The sequence below is a fragment of the Brevundimonas sp. KH_025 genome, assembly GCF_057839885.1.
The window spans coordinates 851,472-869,883 of sequence record NZ_CM174501.1; the positions used below are offsets into that span (position 1 = coordinate 851,472).

Consider the following 18,412-nt stretch of genomic DNA (forward strand, 5'->3'; position numbering starts at 1 on the left):
TGATAGCAGGGCTGACTAGCGGCGGCGGGGCGACAGGATGTCGCCCAGGCGGTCGGGCGTGCCCTCGATCCGCTCCAGATGCGGGTAGCGCAGGCCGTCATGATAGTCGAAGCGCACCGTCCTGAAGCGGTCGCCGTTCTTGAGGATCAGTTCGATGGGCTCGGCCGATCCCTTGGCGGCTGTGACGGCCTCCTTGAGCGCATCGGCCGAGGCGGCGCGACCGCCGACGGCGACGACTTCCCAGCCCGAGGTCAGGCCTTGCTCGAAGGCCGGGCCGCCCCAGACGACCGAAGTGATCTTGTTCGACCCGTTCATCATGAAACCGAGCGAGTAGGTGAAGTCGTTGCGGCCCAGTTCTTTATACAGAGCGCCCATGTAGGCGGACGGCTCCTCCTTGAAGACCAGGCGGTAGCCGCCGCGTTCGATGCCGTCCAGCGGACCGCGCGAGGTCGGGCCGACTGCGTCCAGACGCTCGCGCAGGAAGGTGGCCCAGTTGCTGGCCTGCACCCCGTTTAGGGTCGAGGTCACGGTGTCGAAGGTGTAGGGGGCCGGGTTCCAGTCGCCGTCCTCGACGCCGAAGAAGGCCTTGGCGAAGTCGTCCAGCGATTTCTTGCCGCCGGTCTGCTCGCGGATCAGGGTGTCGGCGTCCAGCCAGATCAGCGAACCTTCGCGGTAGTAGTCCTCGCTGCGCTGATAGCTGCCCCACGGCTGCGGGCGGCGCTGGCTGATGATGGGGTCGTTGGTGGTGTCCTGCATGGCGCGCCACTGGCGGCCGGGGATGTGCTGGAAGCTGGCGGCGGTCATGGCCAGGACATCCAGCGCCTGCTGCTTCGACATCAGGCCCGCACGGGCGGTCAGGACCAGGCCCCAGTACTGGGTCTGGCCCTCATAGACCCACAGCAGGGAGTTCTGCAGCGGCTCGTTGAGGTTGGGCGTCATCTGGTCGGCGGGGCGGCGCCACTTGCCGTTCCAGCTGTGGGTGTATTCGTGGCCCAAGAGGTCGCGGTCGGCGAGCGTGCCCTCGCGGTCGGTGAAGTATTTGGGATCGGCGCTGTTCTCGGACGAGCGGTGATGCTCCAGGCCGATGCCGCCTAGCTTGTCCGTCACGGCCAGCAGGAAGTCGTAGTGGTTGAAGTGGCGGGCGCCGAACAGGCGGTCGGCCTGCTGGACGAGGTTGCGGTGCAACTGGATATGCTCGTCGGTGGCTTCCAGCATCTTGGCGGTGTCGGCCACCACGTTCAGGCGGACCGGCGAGCGGCCGCCCGGATCGAGGTCGATCTGGCGATAGTGCTGACCGGCGAAGACGGGGCTGTCGGCCAGATGATCCAGGGTGATGGGGGCGAAGGTCGCCAGGCCGTTCTCAAAGCTGACAGTGTCCAGCCCCGCGCCATAGTTCCAGCCGGCGGGCAGTTTCAGGCTCGGCTTGAAGGTGATCTGACGCGAGTGGTGGCCGGCGGGATAGAGCAGGGCCTTCTCCCACTGGATGTTCAGCATCTCGGGGGTGACGACGACGCGGCCCTGACCGCCCTCGATGGGGGTCAGCCATTGGAAGGCGACCTCGATCTGGCTGACGCCGGTCGGCACCTCGATCTGATAGGCCCAGGGCTGGACCGTGTTGCGCACCCATTCCAGCCGCTGACCGTTGGCGGTGAAGGTCAGGCCGCCGACATTGGCGACCGGGCCGACCGGGCCGTGGGCGCCGGGAATCCACTGGGGATAGAGCAGAACCATCGGTCCTGCCTGGGTCACGGGAATGGTCTGGCGCACCTGGACCAGCCGGCGGTCGATGTCGGTGGCGTCCACGTCGATGCTGATGACGCCCGGATAGGCGACGTCGCGCGGTTCAGGGATGGGCGCCAGGGTGACGGGCAGGGCGGGCGTGCCGACCTGGGCCAGAGCGGGCGCGCCCATTGAAACCAGCAGGGCGGCGGCGCTGACGGCCAGGGCGAAACGCTTCATCACAGGAAATCCGGAAACAGCCGCCCCCACGCGGCCCGACGGGGGCGCAGACCACAATGTGTCGCACCCTGCGTCAAGGCCGTATGACAAAGCCGTGTCAGCCTGCCGGGTTCACTTCCAGCAGTTCGACGGTGAAGCGCAGGGCCGAGTTCGGCGGGATCTCGCCCCCGACCCAGCGCGCGCCGTAGGCCAGATCGGCGGGGATGACGAACTCATAGGTTTCGCCTGTACGCATCAGGGCGACACCCTCGGTCCAGCCCTTGATGACGCGGTTCAGCGGGAAGCTGGCGGGCTGGTTGCGCGAATAGGAGCTGTCGAACTCGCGCCCGTCGATGAAGGTGCCACGGTAGTGGACCTTGACAGTGTCGGTGGCGGTCGGCTGGACGCCGTTCGGCTTGGCCTTGCCGACGCGGCGGTACTGAAGACCGGACGGGGTGGCGGTCCAGCCGCGACGCTGGCCGTTCCACATCAGATAGGCGGTCTGGCCGACCTCCCAGTTCTCCTGAGTGGCGGGGCCTTGCGGGACGACCTGGGCGGTCGTGGCGGGTGCGGTGGCGCAAGCGGACAGGGTCAGGGCGAGGGCGGTCGCGGCGAGCGCGGGCAAAGCGATGCGGTTCATAAGGCTAGGCTTATCACGCCGATCGAAACTGTCACCTGCTTGCGTCGAGGGCCTTTATTTCGCCGGAGATCGGCGTATATATGCGCGCTCCGCAGATTCCATGAATCCCGCGCGAAAGCGCCGAGGCCCGGTTTGTCGCCCTCCGACCGGTGCGCAGGCGTCGCTCCTTTCCCAAGGAGCGGGCATATCAGGCGCCCTGACCCCGCAGCGGGTCGAGGGTGGGCGCCGAGAGAACTTACGGTCACGGATCGCCGAATGGCGGGCCGTGGCTGCTGCATTGACGTCGGGTCTTCATTCCTTAGTGGGGTGGGCTCGCGATTGGGAAAACAGAATGGCAAACTCCACTGACGGTCTCGCCCTGGGTAAGATCGCCTCCGCCACCTCGTTCACCGGAAAGAAGCGTATTCGTCACTCGTTCGGGCGCATCCCCGAAGCGGTGAAGATGCCGAACCTGATCGAGGTTCAGCGCGCTTCCTACGAGCAGTTCCTGCAGCGCGAAGTGCGCAGCGGTCTGCGCAAGGACCAGGGCATCGAGGCGGTCTTCAAGTCGGTCTTCCCGATCAAGGACTTCAACGAGCGCGCCGTCCTGGAGTACGTGTCCTACGAGTTCGAGGACCCCAAGTACGACGTCGAAGAATGCATCCAGCGCGACATGACCTATGCCGCGCCGCTGAAGGTCAAGCTGCGTCTGATCGTCTTTGAGACCGAGGAAGAAACGGGCGCCCGTTCGGTCAAGGACATCAAGGAGCAGGATGTCTACATGGGCGACATCCCGCTCATGACGGACAAGGGCACCTTCATCGTCAACGGCACCGAGCGCGTGATCGTCTCGCAGATGCACCGTTCGCCGGGCGTCTTCTTCGACCACGACAAGGGCAAGACCCACTCGTCGGGCAAGCTGCTGTTCGCCGCCCGCGTCATTCCCTACCGCGGCTCGTGGCTGGACTTCGAGTTCGACGCCAAGGACGTGGTCTACGTCCGTATCGACCGTCGTCGTAAGCTGCCGGCCTCCAGCTTCCTGCTGGCCCTGGGCATGGACGGCGAGGAAATCCTCAAGACCTTCTACGAGACCGTGCCCTACGAGAAGCGCGGCGAAGGCTGGGTCACGCCCTACAAGCCGGAACGCTGGCGCGGCGTGAAGCCGGAGTTCGACCTGGTCGACGCCGACACCGGCGAAGTGGTCGCCCAGGCCGGTCAGAAGATCAGCGCCCGCGCCGCCAAGAAGCTGGCCGACGGCGGCCTGACGTCGCTGTCGCTGGCCGCTGACGCCCTGCTGACCAAGTATCTGGCCGCCGACGCCGTCAACTATGAGACCGGCGAGATCTACGCCGAGGCCGGCGACGAGCTGGACGCCGAGTCGATCGCCCTGCTGGAAGAGCGCGGCTTCACCACCATCGACGTGCTGGACATCGACCACGTCACGGTCGGCGCCTACATGCGCAACACCCTGCGCGTGGACAAGAACACGGGTCGTGAAGACGCCCTGTTCGACATCTATCGCGTCATGCGTCCGGGCGAGCCGCCGACCCCGGAAGCCGCCGAAGCGATGTTCAACTCGCTGTTCTTCGACTCGGAACGCTACGACCTGTCGGCCGTGGGCCGGGTCAAGATGAACATGCGTCTGGAGACCCCCGAGGTTTCCGACGAAATCCGCGTCCTGCAAAAGGACGACGTGCTGAAGGTGCTGCAGATCCTGGTCGGCCTGAAGGACGGCCGCGGCGAGATCGACGACATCGACAACCTGGGCAACCGTCGCGTGCGTTCGGTCGGCGAACTGCTGGAAAACCAGTACCGCGTCGGTCTGCTGCGCATGGAGCGCGCCATCAAGGAGCGCATGTCCTCGGTCGATATCGACACGGTCATGCCGCACGACCTGATCAACGCCAAACCGGCCGCGGCTGCGGTGCGTGAATTCTTCGGCTCGTCGCAGCTGTCGCAGTTCATGGACCAAACCAACCCGCTGTCGGAGATCACCCACAAGCGTCGCCTTTCGGCGCTTGGCCCGGGCGGTCTGACCCGTGAGCGCGCCGGCTTTGAAGTCCGCGACGTTCACCCGACGCACTATGGCCGTATCTGCCCGATCGAAACGCCGGAAGGCCCGAACATCGGTCTGATCAACTCGCTGGCCACCCACGCCCGCGTCAACAAGTACGGCTTCATCGAGAGCCCCTACCGTCGCGTGAAGGACGGCAAGGCCACGGACGAGGTGGTCTACATCTCGGCCATGGAAGAGGCGAAGCACGTTATCGCCCAGTCCAACATTGAGCTGAAGGCGGGCGAGATCGTCGAGGACCTGGTCCCCGGCCGGATCAACGGTGAATCCCAGCTGCTGACCAAGGCCGACGTCGACATGATGGACGTGTCGCCGAAGCAGGTCGTTTCGGTCGCTGCGGCCCTGATCCCGTTCCTGGAAAACGACGACGCCAACCGCGCACTGATGGGCGCCAACATGCAACGTCAGGCCGTGCCTCTGGTGCAGTCGGACGCGCCGCTGGTCGGCACCGGCATGGAAGCGGTCGTGGCCGTGGACTCCGGCGCTGTGGTGATCGCCCGTCGTGACGGCGTGGTCGAGCAGATCGACGGCACCCGTATCGTTCTGCGCGCCACCGGCGACGTGGATGCCGGTCGCTCGGGCGTCGACATCTACCGCCTGTCGAAGTTCCAGCGCTCGAACCAGTCGACCTGCATCAACCAGCGCCCGATCGTGCGCGTGGGCGATGAAGTGAAGGCTGGCGACGTGATCGCCGACGGTCCGTCGACGGACCTGGGCGAACTGGCTCTGGGCCGTAACGTCCTGGTCGCCTACATGCCCTGGAACGGCTACAACTTCGAAGACTCCATCCTGATCTCCGAGCGCATCGTGCGCGATGACATCTTCACCTCCATCCACCTCGAAGAGTTCGAAGTGATGGCGCGTGATACGAAGTTGGGCCCGGAAGAAATCACCCGCGACATCCCGAACGTCGGCGAGGAAGCCCTGCGCAACCTCGACGAAGCGGGCATCGTGGCCATCGGCGCCGAAGTCCAGCCGGGCGACATCCTGTGCGGCAAGGTCACGCCGAAGGGCGAAAGCCCGATGACGCCGGAAGAGAAGCTGCTTCGCGCCATCTTCGGCGAGAAGGCTTCGGACGTCCGCGACACCTCGCTGCGTCTGCCGCCCGGCGTCGCCGGCACGGTCGTCGACGTGCGCGTCTTCAACCGTCACGGCGTCGACAAGGACGAGCGCGCCGTGGCGATCGAACGCGCCGAAATCGAACGCCTCGGCAAGGACCGCGACGATGAGCTCAAGATCCTTGAGCGCAACGTCTATGGCCGCCTGAAGCCGCTGCTGCTCGGCAAGTCCGCCGTGTCCGGTCCGAAGGGCATGGGCCGCGGCGACGTGACCGAAGAGAAGCTGGCCGAAGTGTCCAAGGGCCTGTGGTGGCAGGTCGCCCTCGACGACGAGAAGGCGATGGGCGAACTGGAGGCCATGAAGAAGCAGTTCGAGGACGCCCGTAAGGCGCTCGACCGCCGCTTCGAAGACAAGGTCGAGAAGCTGCAACGCGGCGACGAACTGCCGCCTGGCGTGATGAAGATGGTCAAGGTCTTCGTGGCCGTGAAGCGCAAGCTTCAGCCGGGCGACAAGATGGCCGGCCGTCACGGAAACAAGGGCGTCATCTCCAAGATCCTGCCGATCGAGGACATGCCGCACCTGGACGACGGCACCCACGTCGACATCGTTCTGAACCCGCTGGGCGTGCCTTCGCGCATGAACATCGGTCAGATCTTCGAAACCCACCTGGGTTGGGCCGCTGCTGGCCTCGGCAAGCAGATCAAGGGCCTGCTCGAGCAGTGGATGGACGGCGGTATGCGTGACGCCCTGGTGTCGCGTCTGACCGAGATCTACGGCGCCGATACCCCGCTGCCGCAGAGCGACGAAGAACTGATCGAACTGGCTCAGAACCTGTCCAAGGGCGTGCCCTTCGCGACCCCGGTCTTCGACGGCGCGCACATCTCGGACATCGAGGACCTGCTGGCTTCGGCCGGTCTGGACCGTTCGGGCCAGTCGATCCTGTTCGACGGTCAGACGGGCGAGCAGTTCAAGCGTCCGGTCACGGTCGGCTATGTCTACATGCTGAAGCTGCACCACCTGGTCGACGACAAGATTCACGCCCGCTCCATCGGCCCGTACTCGCTCGTCACCCAGCAGCCGCTGGGCGGTAAGGCGCAGTTCGGCGGTCAGCGCTTCGGGGAAATGGAGGTCTGGGCTCTGGAAGCTTACGGCGCCGCCTACACCCTGCAGGAAATGCTGACGGTGAAGTCCGACGACGTGGCCGGCCGCACCAAGGTCTACGAAGCCATCGTCCGCGGCGACGACAGCTTCGAAGCCGGCATTCCCGAGAGCTTCAACGTTCTCATCAAGGAAATGCGCTCGCTGGGCCTGAACGTGGAGCTGGAGAACAGCTGATCGGAAACTGAAGCCCTCTCCCGCCTGGCGGGGGAGGGCGGTCCGACCGCCTCTCCTCTCTGAATGAATTTTCGCGGGGCATTCCCGCAGAAGGAAAAAAGATGAACCAGGAAGTCCTGAACATCTTCAACCCGGTCCCGGTCACGCCGACCTTCGACCAGATCAAGATCGCCCTGGCCTCGCCGGAGAAGATCCGTTCGTGGTCGTTCGGCGAGATCAAGAAGCCGGAAACCATCAACTACCGTACGTTCAAGCCCGAGCGCGACGGCCTGTTCTGCGCCCGTATCTTTGGCCCGACCAAGGACTACGAATGCCTGTGCGGCAAGTACAAGCGCATGAAGTACAAGGGCATCATCTGCGAGAAGTGCGGCGTTGAAGTCACGCTGGCTCGCGTTCGCCGCGAGCGCATGGGTCACATCGACCTGGCCGCCCCGGTCGCCCACATCTGGTTCCTGAAGTCGCTGCCGTCGCGCATCTCGCTGATGCTGGACATGGCGCTGAAGGACGTCGAGCGCGTCCTTTACTTCGAAAACTACATCGTCACCGAGCCGGGCCTGACCCCGCTGAAGCAGAACCAGCTGCTGACGGAAGACGAGTTCTATCGCTACCAGGAAGAGTACGGCGACGACGGCTTCACGGCTGAAATCGGCGCCGAGGCCGTCCGCAACCTGCTGATGGGCATCGACCTGAACGCCGAGGCCGAGCGCCACCGCGGCGAGCTGGCCGACAACCCGTCGGAAATGAAGGCCAAGAAGGCGTCCAAGCGCCTGAAGCTGATCGAGGCCTTCCTGGAATCCGGCAACAAGCCGGAGTGGATGATCCTGACCATCGTGCCGGTCATCCCGCCGGAACTGCGTCCGCTGGTGCCGCTGGACGGCGGCCGCTTCGCGACGTCGGACCTGAACGACCTCTATCGCCGGGTCATCAACCGTAACAACCGCCTGAAGCGCCTGATCGAGCTGCGCGCGCCCGACATCATCATCCGCAACGAAAAGCGGATGCTGCAAGAGTCGGTCGACGCCCTGTTCGACAACGGCCGTCGCGGTCGCGTGATCACGGGCGCCAACAAGCGTCCGCTGAAGTCGCTGGCCGACATGCTGAAGGGCAAGCAGGGCCGCTTCCGTCAGAACCTTCTGGGCAAGCGCGTCGACTACTCGGGCCGTTCGGTCATCACCGTGGGTCCGGAACTGAAGCTGCACGAGTGCGGCCTGCCGAAGAAGATGGCGCTCGAGCTGTTCAAGCCGTTCATCTATGCGCGTCTGGACGCCAAGGGCCTGTCGGGCACCGTCAAGCAGTCCAAGCGCATGGTCGAGCGTGAGCAGCCGCAGGTCTGGGACATCCTGGAAGAAGTGATCCGGGAACACCCGGTCATGCTGAACCGCGCGCCGACGCTTCACCGTCTGGGCATCCAGGCGTTCGAGCCGAAGCTGATCGAGGGCAAGGCCATCCGCCTGCACCCGCTGGTCTGTACCGCGTTCAACGCCGACTTCGACGGCGACCAGATGGCTGTTCACGTCCCGCTGTCGCTGGAAGCGCAACTCGAAGCGCGCGTCCTGATGATGTCGACGAACAACATCCTGTCGCCCGCCAACGGCAAGCCGATCATCGTGCCGTCGCAGGACATCGTCCTGGGTCTGTACTACCTGTCGCTGGTCAAGGAGAACCAGCCGGGCGAAGGCAAGCTGTTCGCCAACATGGGTGAAATCGACGCCGCTCTGGACGCCAAGGTCGTCGGCCTGCACACCAAGATCAAGGCGCGCTGGACCGAGATGAACGAGGCTGGCGAAGTCGTCACCAAGGTCATCGACACGACCCCGGGCCGGATGAAGCTGGGCGCGCTGCTGCCGCACAACGCCAACATCGGCTACCGCCTGCTCGAGAAGAACCTGACCAAGAAGGAAATCGGTAACCTGATCGATCAGGTCTATCGTCACTGCGGTCAGAAGGCGACGGTCATCTTCGCCGACCAGATGATGCAACTGGGCTTCCGCGAAGCCGCCAAGGCCGGCATTTCCGTTGGCAAGGACGACATCGTCATCCCCGCCAAGAAGGAACAGCTGGTCTCGGAAACCCGCACCCAGGTCGAAGAGTACGAGCAACAGTACGCCGACGGCCTGATCACCAAGGGTGAGAAGTACAACAAGGTCGTCGACGCTTGGGCCAAGGCCACGGACAAGATCGCTGACGAGATGATGGGCGAAATCGCCCAGCCTCGCGTCCTGATCGCGGGCCAGGAGCCGGACATCAACTCCGTCTTCATGATGGCCAACTCCGGCGCCCGTGGTTCGCAGGCGCAGATGAAGCAGCTGGGCGGCATGCGCGGCCTGATGGCCAAGCCCTCGGGCGAGATCATCGAGACGCCGATCATCTCGAACTTCAAGGAAGGCCTGACCGTCCTTGAATACTTCAACTCCACCCACGGCGCCCGTAAGGGTCTGGCCGACACCGCGCTGAAGACCGCCAACTCGGGTTATCTGACCCGTCGTCTGGTGGACGTGGCGCAGGACTCGATCGTCACCGAGGAAGACTGCGGCTCGACGCGCGGCATCACCCTGCGCGCCGTCGTCGAAGGCGGCGACGTGCTGGTCTCGCTGGGCCAACGTGTCCTGGGTCGCTATGCGGCCGAGGACATCAAGGAGCCGGGCGGCGACAAGGTCCTGTTCCCTGCGGACACCTACCTGCAGGAAGAAGAGATCGAAGTCATCGACGCGGCCGGCGTCCAGTCGATCAAGGTCCGTTCGGCCCTGACCTGTGAAGCCGACGCGGGCATCTGCGGCATGTGCTACGGTCGCGACCTGGCGCGCGGCACCAACGTCAACATCGGCGAAGCCGTCGGCGTCATCGCCGCCCAGTCGATCGGCGAGCCGGGCACCCAGCTGACGATGCGTACCTTCCACATCGGCGGTACGGCCCAGGTGGCGGAAACCTCGTTCTACGAGGCGACCAACGCCGGTACGGCCAAGATCGTCGGCCCGACCGTCGTCGCCGCGCACGGCGACCTGGTGGCTCTGAGCCGCAACGTCGTCGTTGTCGTGGTCGTGGACGGCAAGGACCGCGAGACCCACAAGGTCCCGTACGGCGCCCGCATTCGCGTCAAGGAAGGCGCTGACATCGCCAAGGGCCAACGTCTGGCGGAGTGGGACCCCTACACCACCCCGATCCTGACCGAAGTCGGCGGCGTCGTTCGCTTCGAAGACCTGGTCGAGGGCCTGTCGGTCCGCGAAGAAACCGACGAAGCGACGGGCATCGCCCAGCGCGTGGTTTCCGACTGGCGCGCCAGCCCCCGCGGTTCGGACCTGCGTCCGGCCATGGGCGTGACCCTGGGCGACGCCTACGCCAAGCTGGCCTCGGGCTCTGACGCCCGCTACCTGCTGCCCGTGGGCGCCGTTCTGTCCGTGTCCAACGGCGACGAGGTCAAGCCGGGCGAGATCATCGCTCGTGTTCCGACCGAAGGCGCTAAGACCCGCGACATCACCGGCGGTCTGCCGCGCGTCGCCGAACTGTTCGAAGCCCGCCGTCCGAAGGACTGCGCCGTCATCGCCGAAATGGATGGCCGCGTTGAGTTCGGTCGCGACTACAAGAACAAGCGCCGCATCAAGATCACCCCGGAACTGGACGCCGACGGCAACCAGGCCGAGGCGGTCGAGTTCCTGATACCGAAGGGCAAGCACATCTCCGTCCACGACGGCGATCTGATCCAGAAGGGCGACTACATCATCGACGGCAACCCGGATCCGCACGACCTGCTGCGCATCCAGGGCGTCGAGGCGCTGGCCGAGTATCTGGTGAACGAAGTGCAGGAGGTCTACCGACTGCAGGGCGTGCCGATCAACGACAAGCACATCGAAGTCATCGTCCGTCAGATGCTGCAGAAGGTGGAAGTGCTGGATTCGGGTGAAACCACCCTGATCCGTGGCGACACCGTCGAAGTGGCCGAAGCCGTTCTGGAAAACGCCAAGGTCGAGAAGCGCGGCGGTCGTCTGGCCACCACGCAGCCCGTCCTGCTGGGCATCACCAAGGCGTCGCTGCAGACCCGCAGCTTCATCTCGGCGGCGTCCTTCCAGGAGACCACCCGCGTCCTCACCGACGCCTCGGTCCACGGCAAGAAGGACATGCTGGAAGGCCTGAAGGAAAACGTCATCGTCGGCCGCCTGATCCCGGCGGGCACGGGCGCCTATCTGCGCTCGCTGCAGAAGCTGGCGAACGAGCGCGACGCGGAACTGACCCAGGCCCGCGAAGAGGCGATCGAGCCGCTGCCGGCCGATCTGGCCCTGGAACTGGAGCAGTCGGAAGGCTGATCCGTTTTCGGAACCCAAGACTGAAGAGGGCGGCGCTGGCGACAGCGCCGCTCTTTTCTTTTGGGCCTATCGCCCTTTGGGCTGCTTGAGGCTGTTCTCCTCCCTATTCGCGGAGCGGACGGGGAGGTGGCGCGGACGCGTAGAGCGGCCGTGACGGAGGGGCCTCTTGAGGCCGAGGGCTGCGTCGGCCCCTCCACTGATACGCGGTCCCCCTCCCCACAGAGTGGGAGGATAGGTTAGCGACGCGGCTCGGGCGGCTTGTTGCTGTCCTGCTGGACGTTGGTCGTGGCGCCCTGGCGCATGGACGGGTCCAGGTGGGCGCCGGCGCATCCGACGCCGAAGTTCGAACCGGGACATTCCTGCGGCGGCATGACGCCGACGCCGCCGGACAGAGGGCGACGCTGGGCCTCATAGCGCTGCATCTCGCGCGCGCCTTCTCGTGCGAAGCGGGCGTCACGCTCGGCGTTGCCGGTGCCGCTGATGCGCCCGCGCGCCGCGCCTTCCGCCGCCCGGGCGTTGAACCGCTCGTCGCAGATCGCCTGTTCGCTTTGGCTGAGAATTTGGGAGGAGCGGCAGCCGGCCGGCGAGGTCCGCAGGGCGCGGGCGTTGCGCTCGGCCTGGCCGCCCGGGGCGAAGCGCCAGGCGTCGGAAACGCCGGGCACGCCGGCGGCGGCGGCCGAAGGCGCGCCGGGGGCGGGGGTGGCGATGCGCGGAGCCGGCGGCGTCGGCGGACCGTCGCGGGCCTCGTCTTCATCCTTTTTGCGCGGACGGACCGGCGCGACGGGGACCGGAGCGGTCACAACCCGTTCGGCCGCGGCCGGGGGGGCGGGCACGGGCACGGGGACGGGCGCGGGTATCGGCACGGGGGCTGGCGCAGGCGTAGGCGCGAGGACCGGAACCTGAATCGCGACGGGCTTGGGCGCAGGGACGGGCGTCGCCTGGGTCAGTTTTTGGGGCGCGGCCTGAGGCGTCGGCGTTGGCGTCGGCAGCGGCGTCGGAATCGGTGTCGGAACTGGCGTCGGCTGAGGCGCCGCCTGGACCGACGGCGTCGGCGCGGGCAGGGGTTCCGTCGTCGGGACCGGGATCGGGACCGGCGGTTGAGGAACCGGCTGCGGTTGGCGTTCCGGCGTGATCGGACGAGGCTCGATCTCAAGCTGGATGACGGGCGGCGGCGGAGGCAGGGGAAGAGCGTGTTCCTCGCTGGCCGCCAGCAGGATCATGGGCCCGAGAACCGCGACGTGCAGCAGCACCGAAGCGCCAGCCATCAGGGCGCGTCTCACGCCGGGCCGAATCCGGGTCGGCGTTCGAGCCAGAACTGCAACGCTCATCGGCGGCTCCCCAATCCTCGTCGAGAATGATGCCTAGGCAAGCATGACTATATAGAGGCGAGTCCTAATGATCACGGAACAACGATCTGAGGCCGGGATAGGGGCCGTCGTTGCGGGTGTAGTCGCGCCAGGCCTGGTTGGCGGCGGCGGCGCGGGCGATCGCCTCGGTGGGGGGCGCGTCGGAGGGCTGGACGCGGTTGAGGGAAGGGGCGTTTCGCGACGAAGCGGCGGCGGCCCGGAGGCGATTACGCTCGTTGCAGAGGTTCTGGGCTGACGGGTCGCCGAAGGCGTCCGGGCAGTCGCTCCACCCGGGGCCGCCGACGGCCGGACGCACGCGCCATCGGCTGTCGATCACCGCCGCGGCCTCGTCAGGCGCATCCGCGAGGACGAAAGGGCGGTGGGGCGTCGGACCGGGCTGAGGGGGCCGGCGAACGCGGGGCGGGGAGCTGACGGCCGTGACGTGAACCGGCGGTGAAGCAACTGGCGGACGCGAAGCGGCCGAGCGGCGCTCCAACTGGATCAGCAGGGGCGGCGCCTCGACGTCCTCGACATGCTCCAACCTGAGACCCAAAGCGCCGAGGGCCAGGGGGGCGAGCAGGATCGCGTGAATCAGGGCCGCGCCGCCCAGCGCCGCCAGCGGGACATTGACCCTGCCTCGGTCGAGTGAAGCCGCCGCCGCCATCCCGTCCCCTTGTGCGCCTCAAGAACAGGAGAACGGCCAAGCATGGCGAATTTCGGGCGCCATTGTTCGGCGAGCGTCGGCGGCCTTCTTGTTGCGCAAGACGGGGCAGCTCAGGCGGTGGCGTCCGCCCGCCGCTCCGACCAAAGGGGCGACGCATGCGTAACCTGCCCTGGCTGTCGGCCTGTTTCGAGCGCAGCTATATGGAGGCGCGGACGGACCCGACGTGCACCGCCGAGCGTTCGGCGCCTTGACGCATTCACCCATCCCGCGTAAACGGCGCGCACTTTCGAGACGTGGGCGGTTCGCCGTCTGTTGAGATCGTGACAATTGAACGGACGGGCTGTGCCCGCCGGAACGCCCAAAGCGCGCGTTCCGGCTTTTTCGTTTGGCTGTTCCGGCTCACTCGAATCAACACCCGGGCGGCGCTTCGGCGGCGTCCAAAAGAAGGCTCATGAGGCGCTCCGGCCGAAAGGCACACGCCTCCACATCGAAAAGAGACGAATTCGAAATGCCCACGATCAACCAACTGATCCGCAAGCCGCGCAAGCCCAAGCCCACCCGCAACAAGGTGCCGGCTCTGGAGGGTTCGCCCCAGCGTCGCGGCGTCTGCACCCGCGTTTACACCACGACCCCGAAGAAGCCGAACTCGGCTCTGCGTAAGGTCGCCAAGGTCCGTCTGGCCAAGAACGGCTACGAAGCCGTTTGCTACATCCCCGGCGAAGGCCACAACCTGCAAGAGCACTCGGTTGTTCTGATCCGCGGCGGCCGCGTGAAGGACTTGCCCGGCGTGCGTTACCACATCCTGCGCGGCGTGCTCGATACGCAAGGCGTCAAGGACCGCAAGCAGCGTCGTTCGCACTACGGCGCCAAGCGTCCGAAGTAAGCGAACCGTTTTCAGACCTGCTGGTCTGGACCCTCAGAGATTTTCCCGGCGTCTGCCGGGCACTGCAAGGAATAATCCATGTCGCGTCGTCACCGCGCCCAGAAGCGTGAAGTTCTGCCGGATCCCAAGTTCGGCGATCTGATCGTCACCAAGTTCATGAACTACGTCATGTACGAAGGTAAGAAGGCCGTCGCCGAGAACATCGTCTATGGCGCCTTCGACATCCTGGCCGAGAAGAAGAAAGACCACCCTGCGGTCGAAACCTTCCACGCCGCCCTCGACAACGTCGCCCCGTCGGTCGAAGTCCGTTCGCGTCGCGTCGGCGGCGCCACCTACCAGGTGCCGGTCGAAGTCCGTCCGGACCGTCGTCGCGCCCTGGCTATCCGTTGGCTGGTCAACGCCGCTCGCAAGCGCGGTGAAAACACCATGACGGAAAAGCTGGCCGCTGAGCTGCTGGACGCTTCGAACAACCGCGGCACCGCCGTGAAGAAGCGTGAAGACACCCACAAGATGGCCGAAGCCAACCGCGCCTTCAGCCACTACCGCTGGTAAGCGTCTTAAAACCGCCAACGGCGGCGACTATTTAAGACGATCCGGCGCGGGCGTTCAGACTGAACCGCCCGCGCCGTCATATCCGACACCACTGGGCGCTCGTCGCGTCCGCGAAGCAGCCCGAAGGCAACTCCAATGCCCCGCACACATAAAATCGAAGACTACCGCAACTTCGGCATCATGGCCCACATCGACGCGGGCAAGACGACGACGACCGAGCGGATCCTGTTCTACACCGGCCGTAACCACAAAATGGGCGAGACGCACGACGGCGCGTCCACCATGGACTGGATGGACCAGGAGCAGGAACGCGGCATCACCATCACGTCGGCCGCGACGACCGCCTTCTGGAAAGGCAAGCGCCTCAACATCATCGACACCCCCGGCCACGTGGACTTCACCATTGAAGTCGAGCGTTCGCTGCGCGTCCTCGACGGCGCCGTGACGGTGCTGGACGGCAACGCCGGCGTCGAGCCGCAGACGGAAACCGTCTGGCGTCAGGCCGACAAGTACCGCGTGCCGCGCATCGTCTTCGTCAACAAGATGGACAAGATCGGCGCCGACTTCGCGGCTTCGGTTCAGTCGATCCGCGACCGCCTGGGCGCCAAGGCCGTGCCGATCCAACTGCCGATCGGCGCTGAAAACTTCCTGAAGGGCGTCGTCGACCTGGTCGAGATGAAGGCCTACGTCTGGGAAACCGACACCGTTGGCGCCGACGCCGACATCCGCGACATCCCGGCCGACATGGCTGAGGAATGCGCCGCCGCTCGCCAGTACCTGATCGACAACGCCGTCGAACTCGACGACGACGCCATGGAAGCCTACCTGGGCGGCGAAGAGCCCTCGGTCGAAGTGCTGAAGAAGTGCATCCGCAAGGCTGTTCTGACCGGCGCCTTCTACCCGATCCTCGGCGGCTCGGCCTTCAAGAACAAGGGCGTTCAGCCCCTGCTCGACGCGGTCATCGACTACCTGCCGTCGCCGACCGACATTCCGGCCACGCCGGGCATCGACTTCCGCACGGAAGAGCCGGTGACCCGCAAGGCTTCGGACGAAGAGCCCCTGTCGGTTCTCGCCTTCAAGATCATGGACGACCCCTTCGTCGGCTCGCTGACCTTCTGCCGCCTCTACTCGGGCAAGATGGAAACCGGCATGTCGCTGCTGAACTCGTCGCGTGACAAGAAAGAGCGCGTCGGCCGCATGCTGCAGATGCACTCGAACAACCGCGAGGACATCAAGGAAGCCTACGCCGGCGACATCGTCGCCCTGGCCGGCCTGAAGGAAACCCGCACGGGCGACACCCTGTGCGACCCGATCAAGTCGCCCATCATCCTCGAGAAGATGGAATTCCCGGCGCCCGTGATCGAGATCTCGGTCGAGCCCAAGACCAAGGCCGACCAGGAGAAGCTGGGCGTCGCCCTGGCCAAGCTGGCTTCGGAAGACCCCTCCTTCACCGTCTCGACCGACCACGAGTCGGGCCAGACGATCCTGAAGGGCATGGGCGAACTGCACCTGGACATCAAGGTCGACATCCTGAAGCGCACCTACAAGGTGGAAGCCAACATCGGCGCGCCGCAGGTGGCTTACCGTGAATCGCTGGGCCGCAAGGTCGACATCGACTACACGCACAAGAAGCAAACCGGCGGTACGGGCCAGTTCGCCCGCGTCATGATCACCTTCGAGCCGGGTGAAGCAGGTACGGGCTTCGTGTTCGAAAACGCCATCGTTGGCGGCGCGGTGCCCAAGGAATACATCCCGGGCGTCGAGAAGGGCCTGGAATCGGCCAAGGAAAACGGTCTGCTGGCCGGCTTCCCGATGATCGACTTCAAGGCGACCCTGACGGACGGCAAGTACCACGACGTCGACTCCAGCGTTCTGGCCTTCGAAATCGCTTCGCGCGCCGCCTTCCGTGAACTGAAGGAAAAGGGTTCGCCCAAGCTGCTCGAGCCGATCATGGCGGTCGAGGTCGTGACCCCCGAGGAATACCTCGGCTCGGTCATCGGCGACCTGAACGGCCGTCGCGGCATGATCCAGGGCCAGGACATGCGCGGCAACGCCATCGTCATCAACGCCTTCGTGCCGCTGGCGAACATGTTCGGCTACGTGAACACCCTGCGGGGCATGTCGCAAGGCCGCGCCCAGTTCACCATGCAGTACGACCACTACGAGCCGGTGCCGCAACACGTCGCCGACGAAGTGATCAAGAAGTACGCCTAACACTGTCGCCAACCCGTCCTATATGACGGGCGCACTTGAAACCCGGGCGGTTTGCGCGCAGACCGCCCGCCTCATCCCCAAACCAATAGGACCCCCGGTTCGGGGACCCAGGAGCTAGAGAATGGCCAAGGAAAAGTTCGAACGCACTAAGCCGCACTGCAACATCGGCACGATCGGTCACGTTGACCACGGCAAGACGACGTTGACGGCTGCGATCACGATGACGCTGGCGAAGGCCGGCGGCGCGAAGGCGATGAACTACGCCGACATCGACGCCGCCCCGGAAGAAAAAGCCCGCGGCATCACGATCAACACGGCTCACGTCGAGTATGAGACGGCCAACCGTCACTACGCGCACGTCGACTGCCCCGGCCACGCCGACTACGTGAAGAACATGATCACGGGCGCCGCTCAGATGGACGGCGCGATCCTGGTGGTTTCGGCCGCTGACGGCCCGATGCCGCAAACGCGCGAGCACATCCTGCTGGCCCGTCAGGTCGGCGTGCCGGCCCTGGTCGTCTTCATGAACAAGGTCGACCTGGTCGACGACGCCGAGCTGCTCGAGCTGGTGGAAATGGAAGTGCGCGAGCTGCTCTCGTCCTACCAGTTCCCGGGCGACGACATCCCGGTCACCATGGGTTCGGCCAAGGCCGCGACCGACGGCGTGAACCCGGAAATCGGCGAGCAGCAAGTGCTGAAGCTGATGGAAACCGTCGACGCCTACATCCCGCAGCCGGAACGTCCGGTCGACCTGCCCTTCCTGATGCCGGTCGAAGACGTCTTCTCGATCTCGGGCCGCGGCACCGTGGTCACGGGCCGCGTCGAAAAGGGTATCGTCAAGGTCGGTGAAGAAGTCGAAATCGTCGGCATCCGTCCGGTCCAGAAGACGACCTGCACGGGCGTCGAAATGTTCCGCAAGCTGCTGGACCAAGGTCAAGCGGGCGACAACGTCGGCGTGCTGCTGCGCGGCACCAAGCGTGAAGACGTCGAGCGCGGCCAAGTGCTGTGCAAGCCGGGCTCGATCACCCCGCACACCAAGTTCATGGCCGAAGCCTACATCCTGACCAAGGAAGAAGGCGGCCGTCACACGCCGTTCTTCACGAACTATCGCCCGCAGTTCTACTTCCGCACGACGGACGTGACCGGCATCGTTCACCTGAAGGAAGGCGTTGAGATGATCATGCCCGGCGACAACGCCGAGCTGAGCGTCGAGCTGATCACCCCGATCGCCATGGATCAGGGCCTGCGTTTCGCCATCCGCGAAGGCGGCCGCACCGTCGGCGCCGGCGTGGTCGCCAAGATCATCGAGTAATCGATCGATCCGGCCTCGCTCAGAGGCCGAACAGTAAGCGTACCGGCCTCAAGCAGCGCGCAAGCGCGGTAGGCCAAGCGTAAAGCGTAACAGAGCGGCCTCCGGAGCAATCCGGGGG

At 65.4% G+C, this 18,412-nt stretch carries 10 protein-coding genes; 6 read left to right on the top strand and 4 right to left on the bottom strand.

Going from position 1 to position 18,412, the window contains the following annotated elements:
- Positions 1-15 precede the first annotated feature (15 nt).
- Positions 16-1,959, bottom strand: coding sequence for a M61 family metallopeptidase (locus AC3IS2_RS04285; protein ID WP_489199427.1), 1,944 nt, complete (start codon positions 1,957-1,959; stop codon positions 16-18).
- A gap of 97 nt (positions 1,960-2,056) precedes the next feature.
- Entirely contained in the window at positions 2,057-2,578 is a 522-nt protein-coding gene (locus AC3IS2_RS04290) for an FKBP-type peptidyl-prolyl cis-trans isomerase (RefSeq protein ID WP_489199428.1), read from the bottom strand.
- 331 nt (positions 2,579-2,909) lie between these two features.
- Here AC3IS2_RS04290 and rpoB point away from each other — a divergent pair, with 331 nt between their 5' ends.
- Together rpoB and rpoC are read left to right on the top strand one after the other, a co-directional pair.
- Positions 2,910-7,025 carry a DNA-directed RNA polymerase subunit beta gene (rpoB, locus tag AC3IS2_RS04295; protein WP_489199429.1) on the top strand — a complete coding sequence of 1,372 codons (4,116 nt, stop codon included), beginning with the start codon at positions 2,910-2,912 and terminating at the stop codon, positions 7,023-7,025.
- A 101-nt stretch (positions 7,026-7,126) separates the two neighbouring features.
- Entirely contained in the window at positions 7,127-11,323 is a 4,197-nt protein-coding gene (gene rpoC / locus AC3IS2_RS04300) for a DNA-directed RNA polymerase subunit beta' (protein ID WP_489199430.1), read from the top strand.
- A gap of 236 nt (positions 11,324-11,559) precedes the next feature.
- Here the strand turns inward: rpoC and AC3IS2_RS04305 are convergent, their stop codons facing one another.
- On the bottom strand, positions 11,560-12,588 hold the full coding sequence (locus AC3IS2_RS04305; RefSeq protein ID WP_489199431.1) for a hypothetical protein: 1,029 nt from the start codon (positions 12,586-12,588) through the stop codon (positions 11,560-11,562).
- A 127-nt stretch (positions 12,589-12,715) separates the two neighbouring features.
- A complete protein-coding gene (locus AC3IS2_RS04310) occupies positions 12,716-13,333 on the bottom strand; it encodes a hypothetical protein (RefSeq protein ID WP_489199432.1) in 618 nt (205 codons plus the stop codon).
- A gap of 508 nt (positions 13,334-13,841) precedes the next feature.
- On the opposite strand from AC3IS2_RS04310, the gene rpsL reads away from it, so the two are divergent.
- The 4 genes from rpsL (at position 13,842) to tuf (ending at position 18,294) form a co-directional block, all read left to right on the top strand.
- Entirely contained in the window at positions 13,842-14,216 is a 375-nt protein-coding gene (gene rpsL / locus AC3IS2_RS04315; protein WP_008260482.1) for a 30S ribosomal protein S12, read from the top strand.
- A 78-nt stretch (positions 14,217-14,294) separates the two neighbouring features.
- Complete coding sequence (gene rpsG, locus AC3IS2_RS04320) at positions 14,295-14,768, top strand: 30S ribosomal protein S7 (protein WP_489199433.1); 474 nt, start codon at positions 14,295-14,297, stop codon at positions 14,766-14,768.
- Positions 14,769-14,903: 135 nt separating this feature from the next.
- Positions 14,904-16,982 carry an elongation factor G gene (gene fusA / locus AC3IS2_RS04325; RefSeq protein WP_489199434.1) on the top strand — a complete coding sequence of 693 codons (2,079 nt, stop codon included), beginning with the start codon at positions 14,904-14,906 and terminating at the stop codon, positions 16,980-16,982.
- A gap of 121 nt (positions 16,983-17,103) precedes the next feature.
- On the top strand, positions 17,104-18,294 hold the full coding sequence (gene tuf, locus AC3IS2_RS04330; RefSeq protein WP_489199405.1) for an elongation factor Tu: 1,191 nt from the start codon (positions 17,104-17,106) through the stop codon (positions 18,292-18,294).
- Positions 18,295-18,412 lie beyond the last annotated feature (118 nt).

Excerpts from the sequence above, each read along its gene's own strand:
- AC3IS2_RS04285 (WP_489199427.1), bottom strand. The coding sequence starts at position 1,959 with ATGAAGCGTTTCGCCCTGGCCGTCAGCGCCGCCGCCCTGCTGGTTTCA.
- AC3IS2_RS04290 (WP_489199428.1), bottom strand. The coding sequence starts at position 2,578 with ATGAACCGCATCGCTTTGCCCGCGCTCGCCGCGACCGCCCTCGCCCTG.
- rpoB (WP_489199429.1), top strand. The coding sequence starts at position 2,910 with ATGGCAAACTCCACTGACGGTCTCGCCCTGGGTAAGATCGCCTCCGCC.
- rpoC (WP_489199430.1), top strand. The coding sequence starts at position 7,127 with ATGAACCAGGAAGTCCTGAACATCTTCAACCCGGTCCCGGTCACGCCG.
- AC3IS2_RS04305 (WP_489199431.1), bottom strand. The coding sequence starts at position 12,588 with ATGGCTGGCGCTTCGGTGCTGCTGCACGTCGCGGTTCTCGGGCCCATG.
- AC3IS2_RS04310 (WP_489199432.1), bottom strand. The coding sequence starts at position 13,333 with ATGGCGGCGGCGGCTTCACTCGACCGAGGCAGGGTCAATGTCCCGCTG.
- rpsL (WP_008260482.1), top strand. The coding sequence starts at position 13,842 with ATGCCCACGATCAACCAACTGATCCGCAAGCCGCGCAAGCCCAAGCCC.
- rpsG (WP_489199433.1), top strand. The coding sequence starts at position 14,295 with ATGTCGCGTCGTCACCGCGCCCAGAAGCGTGAAGTTCTGCCGGATCCC.
- fusA (WP_489199434.1), top strand. The coding sequence starts at position 14,904 with ATGCCCCGCACACATAAAATCGAAGACTACCGCAACTTCGGCATCATG.
- tuf (WP_489199405.1), top strand. The coding sequence starts at position 17,104 with ATGGCCAAGGAAAAGTTCGAACGCACTAAGCCGCACTGCAACATCGGC.